Annotated in this window: 2 protein-coding genes; both read left to right on the forward strand. The window is 71.5% G+C overall.

Translation table 11 applies throughout. The features are described from left to right. The first annotated feature begins 28 nt into the window (after positions 1-28). Entirely contained in the window at positions 29-11,185 is an 11,157-nt protein-coding gene (locus ACFWTE_RS27965; protein ID WP_378782909.1) for an ADP-ribosyltransferase, read from the forward strand. A 453-nt stretch (positions 11,186-11,638) separates the two neighbouring features. Next, the gene (locus ACFWTE_RS27970; protein WP_378782910.1) at positions 11,639-12,892 is read left to right on the forward strand and encodes a S8 family serine peptidase; all 1,254 of its coding nucleotides are present in this window, start codon (positions 11,639-11,641) and stop codon (positions 12,890-12,892) included. Positions 12,893-12,971 lie beyond the last annotated feature (79 nt).

Below are 12,971 nucleotides of genomic sequence, written 5' to 3' on the forward strand. Positions count from 1 at the left end.
GCTCACGACGGACTACGTCCTCTACGCGATGCAGGACCCCGCGGACCGGGGCCCCTCCCCCTACGGCGCACCGGACACGGTGAAGACCGTCAACATGGCGCTGGTGGACGGCGACGGAGACGTATCGGCCTTGGAAGGACGGTTCGGCCCGGCGCCGACGCCGGGCCGGACAGCGACGGACAACGACGGTCCCGCCGCGTCCGCGTCCGGGTCCGGGACGATCCGCCGACTGCCGACCGCGGTCGAAGCCGACCGCTACGGCGGCCTCCTGCACGACCCCGGCTACAACCCCAACACCTTCGACGCACTCCCCACCGCGACCCAGGACGCGGTCTCCGCCTACACCCGGTCCCCTTGGCTGAACCGCTTCGCGCGTCTGCGTCCGTTGAACGAGGCGACGGTGCAGGCCGAACTGGACCGGATCCGGGACGAGAGCCGCTCCCACCCCGGATGGCAGGTCTACGAGATCGGCGGCGGCCGATGGCCCGACCTGGCACGGCTGGAGGAAGCCGCGGAGCGGGGCGGACTGAGCCCCGAGCAGGAGCGGATCGTGCGGCGCGTCCTCGACAGCCCGTACCCGGAGGCGGCACTGGAGAACTTCTACGAACGCTCCGGAAGCGCGGGCCAGATCGCCGAATCCCTCGCCCTGCGCGATGAGCCGGCGCACTTCCCCGACTCCTCGGAAGTCCTGGCGTTGCTCCGGCGCCTGGACCGCGCCACCGGCCGGCCCTTCCCCGAGGGTTTCGAGGCCGTGCACGGCATGTACGAGCACCTGCACCTGCTGGGTGAGGGCAGCACCGACCCCCTGGCCTTGGCGGGGACCACGCACGTGGAACAGGGGCACCTCTCGGTCTCCCTCGGTACCGTTCCGTCCGCGGCGGGCGGCTCCCCCATCGACCTGATGCGGCTGACCGTGCCGGAGGGCACCCGGGGGCTGTGGGTCGGTGACCGGAGCGAACACCCGGGTGAGCGTGAGGTGATCCTCGCCCGGGGGACCCGCTACCGGATCACCTCGGTCGAGCCCTGGGGGCGCGGTTACCTCTTCCACGCCGAGATCCTGCCCCCCGCGCACGACGCCGACGGGGCCGCCGCGGCCCCGGCCTGGACGGGCGAGGTGCTGGACCGCATCGACCGGGCCCTGGACGCGGATGACACGGCAGCGGCCCTGGCCGGGATACGCGGGGCGGCGGAACGCTTCACCGCGGACCTGGCCTCCGCTGTGCGGGATGCCGACGGCCCGGGCCGGACCGCGGCGGTCGGCCGCCTCGAACAGTTGCGGGACGCGGCCGAGCGGCTGGCGGACCGGGCCTCGAAGATCGCCGGCACCGCCCCGGAGGCGGTCGCGGCCACGGTCGCCCTGGCCGCGGACCTCGCCGCTGCCGCGGAGAGCGTCGCCGCGCGCGGTGCCGCCGACGCGGCCGCGGCCCGGGACGCGGTCCCCGAGCCGTCCGAGGTGGACCCCGAGGACCCGGACCGGATCACCGACGCCGCACGGGAGCGCGACACGGCCCTCACGCGGGTCTCGGACGCCGACACCGCGCGCGAGGACGCCGAACGCGCCTCACGCATCGCCTACGAGGCCGCCGACACCGCCGCCCGCACCGCACGGACCACCGGACACGGTGCCGGGGCCCGGGTCGGGGAGGCGCGCGCGGCCGCCGAGACGGCGGACACCCGGCGCCGCGCCGCGATCACGGCCGCCGAGGACGCGGCCGACCGGCACGAGAGCCTCACCCGCGCCGTCAACGTGGCCGCGAACATCGCCATCGGTATCGCCCTCGGCGACGTGACCGCCTCCCACGGCGACGCCGCCGCGACGGCGGCCGCCCTCGACCGGGCACGGTCCATCGCCGACCTGACCTTCCCGGGCTCCGCGGCGCGCATGAAACTGAACATGCGCATGAACGCGATGGGGCTCTCCGCTCCGGTCGGCCCCGGCGACCCCGTCGTCCTCGCCGTGACCGACATCGCCGGAGAGGTACGGGACCCGGACGGGGACGGCACCGGGATGAGCGACGCCGAACTCGACTCCCTCGACCGCAGACTGGGACTGACCGGCACCGACGACGCGGAGCCGGATCTGGCGGAGGCGACCGGCCCCGCGACCGGCACACCCCCTAGCGACCGGACGGAGCGAGGGCCGGGGGCGCACCCCGCGGCGGACTCGCCCCTGGACACGTTCCACAGCGCCCTCAACACGCAGACCCCGCCCGTCCGGAGCGGACCGGTGACCGGGGAGGAGTCCTCCGGCCCCGGGGCCGGACCTTCCCCGCGGCCGGTTCCGGCCCGGTCGGCGCCCGAGCCGAACACGGACGGCGAGACCACCGAGGCCGCCCCTGCCGAGACCGGCGTTTCGCGGGGACAGGAGACCCCGCCGGATCCGCTGCCCGCCGAGACCGGGGAGTCGCGGGGGGACGTGGTGCACGCCCCCGTGCCGACCGGGGCCGAGGCGCTCGCGAACACACGGGAGGTGCCGCCGTCCGGGAACAGCGACGGTGAGGAGAACGCGCCTCCCCCGCCCGCCTCGCCCGAGACAACGGAGAACGACGGCACGGAATCGGAGTCGTCGGTACAGTCCGTCGGCACTGACGACACGGAGCACGCACCACCACCGCCGCCGCCCCCGCAGCGCACGCCCTCGCCTCCTCCACAGCACGACACCGACACCACCACAGACCCCGTGGACACCACAGATCCTGTGAACACGGTGGACACCACAGGCACGGAGCAGCCTCCCCCGCCCCCGCAGACCTCACAACAGAACACCGACACCACCACCGACGACGCGAACACCGAGCACGCACCACCGCCGCCCCCGCAACACACCACTGACGCCGACACCGGCAACACCACCACCGACAACGGCCGCAACACTCAGCAGCAGGAAATCCCGACCCTGCACTACCCGGGCTCGGTGACGCCGGACCGGACGGGCGACCCCTACGACCTCGGCTACCTGCTGACGTCCAGCCTGGTGAACTCCAGCATGGTCCACGCCGAGCACCTGCGTTCGTTCGTGAACGACACCCTCACCAACAACGCCGGAGGCGTCGACGCCGCGGCGCGCGACGCCGTCAGGGAACAGGTCGACAAGCAGGCGCGCAAGCAGATGGGCGTGTTCTTCCGACCGGAGGGGTTCTCCACGACGGTCACCGGAGCGGACGGCTCCACCTGGCAGGCGGACGTACGGCTGAACGCCTCCCGCGACGGCTTCCACCACGCGCCCACACAGCCGGATCGGGGATCATCCTCCACCGAGCTGAAACTGGTGGACGAGGCCGGGGAGGCCAACCCGGTCACGGGCGGGGGCAACCACGGCGGCAGCAAGTTCGTCGGACTGGGGTTCCAGGTCTCCCCGCTGCTCCTCGGCACCGTCAGCGGAACCGACCTCGGCCCCCGTTTCACCATCAACTTCTCGGGCGGAACACGCCAGCGACAGACCGGTGAGACGACGGCCAGCACCCACGACGGCTACACCAGCTACGAGATCAAGGGCAAGCCCGAGGTCTACGCCTCCGACCTGACCATGTCCTTCGACCTGACCCCCGTTCCCGACCCGGGGGACGGACCCGCCCGCGACAACGAATCCACGGACGGCGACACCCCGGCGGACAGCGACACCCCGGCGAACGACAACACCCAGACGGAGGGCAACACCCCGGCGGTCCAGGGCGTGAACGCCCGGGCCGAATCCCCCAACGGAGTGCTCCTGGTCCTTCCTGGCAAGGTCGTCGCCAACGCCGGTCCGGATGCGATCCGCCTGCGCGACCCCTTCGCGACCGAGGGCCACCAGCGTGGCAGGGACAACCCCAGGCCGGCGGGTCCGCACACGGACAAGGGGCACACCGTGTGGGTGGGCGACATCCGTGTGAGCGACGGGTCCTCCGACAAACCCTTCACCGACTGGGTCACCGACCACCTCTGGTCCCCCGAGAGGGACCGCGGGTGGTGGAAGTCCATGGTCGACAAGGTGACGCCCGAGTTCGTCGACAAACGCCGCCAGCAGAAGCTGGACGCCTTCAAGGACCAGGTCGGCGAGACCTTCTCGGAGAAGTCCATCCGCAACAACCTGGCGAAGATGACCTCAGCACCCGCGGTCTTCCACGTCACCGATCCCTCGGGCAGACCCCGCCTGGTGAGCATCCGGTCGGTCCCCACCTCCTACGATGCCAAGCCACACACCATCCAGCCCGCCAAGTACATCAAGGGCAACAAGTCCGAACGCGAGGTCGGGACCTCACTCCGCCACCACGACTTTTTCGGCGGAACCCTGGGCGCGGGTATCAGCGCCGACGCCGGGACGCCGGGCGGCACCCACAAGATCCGCGTCGACGCGATATCGGTGGAAGGAGGCATGCGGGGCCGGGCAACCGAGGAGAGCATGCGGTTGTTGTCGGGATCTTCCAACAGGATCAACTACGGCAAGACCGAGTCGTCTGCCTACGACGTCCAGCGCAACTACTACGTGCACTTCGACGCTGAGTCCACCGTGTACCGCTTCCAGGGCGACACCGTCGAGATCCTCACCGTCCAGGAGGCCCGCATCCTGAACGGGGACGAGCCCTCGGACAAGGTGCCCGTGCCTCCCACCCCCGTCCGGACCGAGGGGAACACGACGGCGCCTCCGACGGTGAACACTCCCGAGACCGCCCCCGATACCACCCGGAACGAGCGGACCGGGAACGAAGAGGGCGAGAACGGACAGAACACGGAAGGGCAGACGGAGGGCGAACGGCCCGCGGGGGAAGCGCCGCCCGGGGAACCGCGCTCCCAGAACGAGGGCTCCGAAGCCCCCCGGCCCCCTCGTCCGAACCTCGCCGAGGACCAGCCGGTCACCTTCCACGGATCCGTGCCCCGCGACTTCACCTGGCCCGACGGCAACCAGTACCGCGACGTCGACGGGCAGCAGCGCAGTATCTACCAGCAGATCGCGCACGAGGTGCTGACCGGCTTGGCAGCCAAGCGGCCGGGCCTGGTCCTGCCCGATCTGGCGCGCGACCCGAAGAACTTCGCGCGGCGGCCCGGTCACGAGGCCACGGGCCCGTTCACCGGTTCCCCGCGCGAGCACCGCCCCTTCCGGCGCGACCACGAAGCCGCCGTCTTCAACACCCACAGGGTCATGGACGCGATCTCCGCGTCCGGGTTCAAGAGCGGCACGGACGACCTGACGCTGCACGGCCAGCCCATTCACCTGGTCGAAACGGGGCGGTTCGACCCCGGTGCGCTCGTCAAGCCGGGCAAGGACACGCTGCGCCCCCCGTTCGTCACGGTACGCCTCACCGCGGACTTCTCCTCGCTCAGGCACGTGGGAGAGACCACGAGGGGTACCGGAGGCGAGTACTCGGGTGCGGCAGAGCGCAACACCGGAGACAGTTCGCAGACGCGCAAGACGGTCCGGGTCGCCACTGGTGGCTACGCCCGCCGGATCGACAGCGTCGACGCGGCCGGCAACCCGAGCGACGGCGGCGTGTTCTCGGTCTCCGGCCGGCTGAACACCACCAAGGAAAGAGGTCGGGGCCTGGGTGTCAAGACCCAGAGCGATGAAATCATCCAGTACGCGGAGAACTCCAGCGTCTGGAACTCCACGGTCCAGTTCTCGGCGAAGCTCTACGAGAACGACGACCTCGGCATGGTCCTGGGCGGAGACAGGACGCTGACCGACCGCGGGCACGACCTGCTCGACGCACCGATCCAGGCGCTGGCCACGATGGACACAGCCAAGGCGGTCCCGGGCGGAGAAGGCGGCGACCGGAACGGCGCCGCCCCGCAGGCCACCCAAATCCAGCCGATTCCGGTCGATCAGGTCAAGGAGATGATCGACGGCCACACGGCACCGACACCGGACAGCGTCCGCAAGCGTCGCGATGTGACCGGGACGGTCAAAAGGTGGTTCGGCGGGGGACAGGACCGGCAGCCTCCGGCCGAACAGACTCCCACGCCGACGCCCGGCCAGCAGGAAACGACCGGCGACGTCCGCACCCCACCGACCACAGACACCACCGACAACAACGACGGCACCAACGACACCACCGCCACCACCGCCACCACCGCCACCACTGACACCAGCACCAACAACCAGCAGAACACCGAGACCGCCCCGCCACCAGACACCACCCAGAACACCACCGGGCAACAGGACACCACGGGGAACACTCCCGGACAGCAGAACACCGGCTCCCAGACCGGCGACGTCCGCACCCCGCCGACCACCGACACCAACAACGACAGCACCAACAACCCGCAGAACACCGAGACCGCCACACCACCGGACACCACCCAGAACACCACCGGGCAACAGGACACCACCGGAAACACCCCCGACGTCCGCACCCCCGAACAGCGCCGGGCCGAACTGATCCGCGACCTGGGTCCCACCATCGAGCACGTCAACACCAGGTTCAGCACCGGTGACGACAACCGGGTGGGCAGCCTGCTCGACGCCTCCTACGAGAACTTCTCCTCCGTTCCACGGTGGGAGAGGGGCGAGGGCGTCCAGCGCACACCCGGAAGGTTCGGGTTCGAGCGCAAGCTGCGGCACTTCCTGGTCCGGGGCCAGGGCAGCAGACAGTTCTACGAGAACGTTTTCTCCCCGGAGAACCTCGCTGGGAACCCGGCGTTGCAGTCCTCCGGCGGCATGCGCACGCGCACCGAGATGAGCGGCGGTCTGCTCTCTCCGCACCACGTCCGCGCGACGACGGCCACCCAGTTCGACATCGATTCGGTCGACCGCTTCGAGCAGTCCGACGGCGCGATCGTCTGGAAGGACAAGAACACCCTGGAGGTGTTCACCAAGGAGGGTAAGAGGACCGACGTGACCCTTCTGGCTACGGGCGGAGGCCGGTTCAACCCCAACCCCATCCAGCCGGCCGTACAGCCCGCAGACAGCATCGCCCCCGCGCCCAACTCCGCGAGCGCTCCCCTGATCCAGCTCGGCCCCTCCGCGGGAAAGAGCCTGTTCGACCGTTACACCAACACCAGGCCCACGTCGAAGTACTCCGAAACGGTCGAGTTCCACCCCAAGATCCAGATGTCGTACTCGTTCTCCGCCTCGGGGCGCGTGACCCAGGCGATGGAGTTCGTCAAGAACTGGAGCATCGGACCGACGATCCCCCGCGCCGCGCGCTATCGGGGTTGGCAGGCCCACGTCCGTGACCTGGTCACCGGTCTGGTCCACATCCGCGACGCCCACCAGTCGGGCCTGGTCCAGGACAGGGTCGAGGAGACCGGGGACGGGCTGGTCCGCGTCCCCCAGCCCGAGCCCGACCGGCCCGCGTCCGTGAGACCGCGCCCCGGCTTCGAGGACTCCGGAAAGATGGTCCGCCCGGCCAACCCGAACGATGCCCTTCAGAGCCTCGCCGACGACCTGGCCTCGCAGGGTTGGCAGCTGACCAAGGACAGCAGGGAAACCGTCCTGCACACCCTCAACTCCCACACCGGACTCAACCCCAACACCGGAACGCCGGTGTCGGTGAAGGTCAGCCCCATCGACCACTCGATCGGCAACCTCAACGCCCCGACGACCGCTCCGCTGTCCCTGGACGCCACCGTGAACCTGCGGCTCGACAGGGACAGCACCGAGGTCAAGTACCTGGGCGGCAAGACGGAGTACCGGCAACGGCAGGGCTGGGAGGACGGTGACCGGTTCCAGCAGGGTCAGGAGAACTCCGTGTCCGCGGGGGCCCAGGGCTCGCTCCTGAGCCCGCTGCGCCAGTCGGGAGGCGACCAGCCGGGGGGCACCGACCCGACCAGCCGCCCCTATCTGATGGGCGTGTACGGCGACGCCTCCACGACGAACACGCACGGTGACGGCGGCATCAACCGGAACACGGACAAGCGCTCCATCGGGCTGACCATGGAGACGCCCTACGCGCGGGTGTCGTCGGACACGCGGCTGACGATCGACCTGCACATCTCCGACAAACAGGGTGTGGCCAACTCCCTGACGGGAGAGACCCCGGGCTCGGGCGGGCGGCGGGACTTCACCGGTACGGGCGACTCTGGCCGGGTGGAGGCGCTCTACCCGACCCCCTACCTGGACCTGTCGGAACCGAGCAACACCACCGGCGACACCAACACCACCAGACCCACCGAAAACACCCGAACGACCAGCAACGGCCAGCGGACGGAAAACCGGCCCCCACCGGAGAACCCCTCCAACGACCACCACGCCTCGCTGTCCGACATGATGCGCAACTGGTCGCAGACCAGGGACCCCGCGTCCCGGGGCGACTTCGGGGACGCCGTGGTCCTGCCCGCCGCCGTCGAGAACAACGGCCGGGACGTCCGCGACCTCGCGCACGTCGTCGTGGCCAAGTCCTTGGGCTGGAACCCGCCCGCGAACTCCGTCAGAGACGGGCACTACACCCCGGAGGCCGTCAGGCAGGCGGCCGAGTACGGGGCGAACAAGCTGGGACTCAACTCCCGCAACAACGCCATCGACCAGTCCCTCAACGCGATCGCCCTCAAGGCCCTCTTCCCCGAGGCCAACACGAAGGCGGGCACCGAGCTGATGGAGATGGGCCGGACCACGTGGGGGGTCCGTGCCGTGCCCCGACCGGAGTCGGCGCGCATCATCGACTACAACCCGAGTGTGCGGCTGACCGACTCCTCGGAGTCGAGCAAGACGTTCGCCCCGTTCCACAACGAGTCGTCCACGACGACCATGGGGATCGACGCCCGCCCCTCGGGACGCACCGGAACGGGGCCGCCGACCACAGCCACCCACTACGGCTCGGCCAACAACACGGGATCGTCCACGTCCGGGGGCGACACCGTGCGGAAAAGCAATCCGAAGGATCCTCCCCACTCCGACCGCGTCCGCACCGGACCCGCCTACCTGGTGGAGATCGACACCACCTGGGCCATCGGCGTCAAGTCCGAGCTGCGCGGCCCCTGGTACAAGCGCTCAGCGCGCTACGTCGGGAACAAGACCGCGGACGCGGGCAGGGCGGTGCGCGGCGTGTTCAGCGACCGGAACACCCCTGCCACCGGACCGTCCCGTCCCGCCCGATGGCAGCGGGGCGAGACCTCCGCCAAGGTCACCACGTGGATCTCCCACGGCGACGCGGTGAGACTGGGCATCATCACGCCCGACAACGCCACCCGGATCGCCCCCCTGACCGAGCGTTTCGCCAACCTCCAGAAGTCGCTCGGCGACGCCGAGAAGGCTTACCTCGAAGCCCGCCTGCCGATGGACGGAGCGGCCTCCGACCGGATCGCCTCCCCCGACGACCCCGTGGTCCAGCAGCGCTACACCGATCTGGAGACCACCTACGAGGACCGGTTGGAGGCTTTCAACACGGCTCTGCGCAATTGGGAGACGGCGCTCCGGGAGCTGCACGACGGCCTGAACGACCCCTCGTCCCTGCCCCGGCCGCGGACCGCGAGCGCACCGCCCCTCGACACCATCCAGGAGGAGCCGCCGCTTCCCCCACCCCCGCAGCGGGATGCCCCGGACCCTGCGGCCGACCCCGCGGCCATCGAGCTGCCCGGGCGGAACAACCGGGTGCCTGAAGGAAACAGCCGGACACCCGAAGGGGGCAACGGACAGCGGGAGACCGAGCGGAACATGCTGGACACGCTCAGCTCGGACTTCAACATCCGGCAGAGTGAGGCCCCGGCACCACCGAGTACGGAGGAGCGGGGCCGCCTGAACGAGGAAGGAGTCGTCCCGGAACCGGGGATCGACGGTCTGCTCGGAAGCTACGAGACCCCGAGGACGACGGAGGAGTGGGACCGGTACTTCGAGGACCTGGCGACCGACCGTCCTCTGCACTCGGCAGGCGAGGACGGACTGTCCCCGCACGACGCAGACCTGTCCGACGGCCCGGCAGGACAGCGCTCTTCCCCGAGGCCCCGGACCGACGGCCTGTTCGGTCCCTCCACGACCCTGATCACGACACGAGAGCAGGACCGGCCCGACCAGAGCCCGGACCAGCGGCCACAGCCGGCGCCCTCCGAGGAGGACGGGCTGGCCGAGGCTGCCGAAAACGCGGTGTTCACCTTCGGCGGGCAACGCCTCCCCCCCACCGGGACAGAACACCACCACGACACGCACCCCCAACCGGACCAGGACGCCTTCTCGGAGACGTCCTCGCTGAACTCGGACACGCTCAGGGACATGCAGCTCAGACTGGAGCAACTGCGCTCGTCGAGCCCGCTCCCCTCCGAGGGCGGCGAACCATCCCCACCCGCCACCGACCCCACCGGCGACCACGGAGAACAACGCTCCCCCCACCAACCCGAGACCCACCCCGAACACAGCACGGACCCCCGACCAGACCAGGAGACCTACTCGGACGCACCCTCCCTGAACTCGGACGACCTCAGGGAAATGCGACTCCGCCTGGAACGGCTGATGTCCACGAGCCCGCTCCCCTCCGAAGGCGACGAACCATCCCCACCCGGCACCGACCCGACCGGGGAGGACCGCGACCGCGACGGCCGACCGCACGGTGGGACAAGCGCACAGCCGCCCCCGCCGATCTCCGAGGAGACATCCGGCGCGGAACCCCAGCCGCTCCCCCGTGGTGAGGGCGATGAGGACTCCCACCCCCGGAACGACAGGGACGTCCCCCAGCAGGAAGGGCCCCCGCTCTCCCCGGAGCAGCCGTCGCCGCTCTCCGACCCGACCTTCGACCTGGCCGCGTTCTTCAACCAGGAGCTGAACGGCCCCGCGAGCGGCCCCCGGCCCGTGACCCCCTCCCCGGAGAGGAAGGCCCCCGCCGACGGCTCAGCCGACTCGCGCTCCCCCCTGCCCGGCTCCGGGGAGAGCCGGCCCACACCGGAGACGGAAGAGCCCGCACCGGAGGAGAAGGCTCCCGGCAGCGAGGACGGGCACGGCACGCCTCCCCACCAGGAACAGACGCAGAGCGACCCCGTCCAGGAGACCGCCGACCCCGAAACGGCGCCTGGGGAGTCGGGACCCGACCCGTCGCATGAACAACCCGAGGGCGAGGACGCGTCGGAGGAGAACAAGGCCGCGCCCGCGGACGAGGACAAACACGAGGACAAGGACGGCCCCGGCGGCAACGGCGGCGACCGCTCCAACAGCGAAGGCGACCGGTCCGGCCGGGACAACGAGGGTCAGGACAACGACCAGCCGCCCGCAGACACGACCCCCGCCCCCACCGACCGGGGCGGAGAGCAACCCCACGGACAAGGCGAACAGCACCCCGCCCCCTGACTCTGAGAGCCGTTCCGCCCCCGATGTGGGACCGCGGAGTGATCGCCCTCCCTCCGTGGAGCCCTTACTCCGGAGAGAACGACGCGGGCCGGTCACCGGAAGCTCATGGAGCGTACACGGGAAACGGAGTACGCTACCGCAGGTGGTTCCCGTCCCCCCGGCTCCGTCCGAACGGACGGCGGGCCCTCCCCCACAGGCCACGGTCGCGGCCTCCTCGCACACGCGGAAGGACTCCGACGGCACCCCGGTGAAGAGACCCCCTGGGAGGGCTGCCACCCCCGGGTCCGGCACGCCCCGGGGCGGCTAGCGTAGGTGCGGGCCCCCTCGCCCCTCTCCCCCCGCGCACGGCCTCCGCACGGGAGGACGACGCACTCCCGCTCCCCCGTCCGTGCCGCCCCACCGGGCACGGGGCCACTCCGAGGACATCCCCAGACAGTCTGGAGCACACAACAGGTGACCGCACACACCGATCCGGGAACGGCCCGGTCCCGGCTCCGCCGCACCGCCGCAGCGGCGCTGGCGCTGGGACTCCTCGCCCCCCTCCCCGCGGCTCCGGCGGCGGCCGAGACGCCCCAGGACCCCGCCTCGCTCACCCCGGTCCACCCCTTCAAGGGCGAGGACCAGCCGTGCGCGGCCACCGGCGGGGACCTCGTGGAGCAGACCCCCTGGACGCACCACTTCCTCGGCCTGTCGCGGGCCCACGACCTGAGCACGGGCGAGGGTGTGGGCGTGGCGCTGCTGGCCCCTGAGGTGGACGGCGGCGCCCCTGCCCTGGCCGACGCGGTCGAGGGCGGGCAGAGCACCGACTGCCTCGGGTTCGGCACGTCACTGGCGGGCGTGGTCGCCGCCCGGTCCGTGGAGGGCAGCGGCCTGCTCGGGGTGGCCCCGGACGCGTCGGTGACGGCCGTGGCCACGGGGAGCCCCCGGACCGGCCTGGTCTCCGTGCAGGAGGCCGCCGCAGGGATCGGGCGCGCGGTGGACTCGGGGGCCCGCGTGGTCCTGGTGGGCACGGGCACGTGGGAGGCGTCCCCGGCTCTGGAGTCCGCGGTGGCCGACGCAGAGGAGGCCGACGTGCTGGTGGTCGCCCCGGCGACGGTTCCCACGTCCCGGGGGCCGCTGCCGGGCCACCCCGCCCAGAACGCGTCGGTGCTGAGCGTGGCCGCGCACGACGTGGAGGGCCTCCCCATGGCCGAGGGCCCGCTGGTCCTGCCGAGCGGCGACCTCGCCCGTGTGGACCTGATCGCGCCGGGCGACCGGGTGGTGGGGAGCGGTCCGGGCGGCGGCCACGTGGTCACCTCGGGCGACGGGGTGGCCGCGGCCTTCGTGGCGGGGACCGCGGCCCTGCTCATGGCGCGGGAGCCGGAGCTGAGCGCCGAGCAGGTGCGCGAGCGTCTGTCCACCACGGCCTACGCCTCCCCGCGGGGGGACGCGGACCCGCTGTCGGGGCACGGCAGGGTCGACCCTCTGGCGGCGATGGCCATCGCCCCGGGCGGCACCCCCGCCGGGGTGGTGGGCGAGGGGTTCGTTCCCGACCCCTCCCCCTACGGTTCGGTGGACGCGCCGCCCACGGCGGCCGTCGTGTCCGTCACGCTCCTGCTCATCGTGCTGTGCGTCCTGGGCGGGGTGGTGATCAAGCGCGGACGCGCCCGCAAGTGGCGTCCCGCCGCGCACGGCGAGCCGGTGCCCTTCGGGGAAGCGGTGCGCTGACGCGGAAGGGGCCCGCGGGGCGCACCTTCGGCCTCCGCGACGAGGACGATCGCGTTGGTGCGTCCGAGCAGTTCGGCCA

The organism is Nocardiopsis sp. NPDC058631 (assembly GCF_042716955.1).
Lineage (GTDB): Bacteria > Actinomycetota > Actinomycetes > Streptosporangiales > Streptosporangiaceae > Nocardiopsis.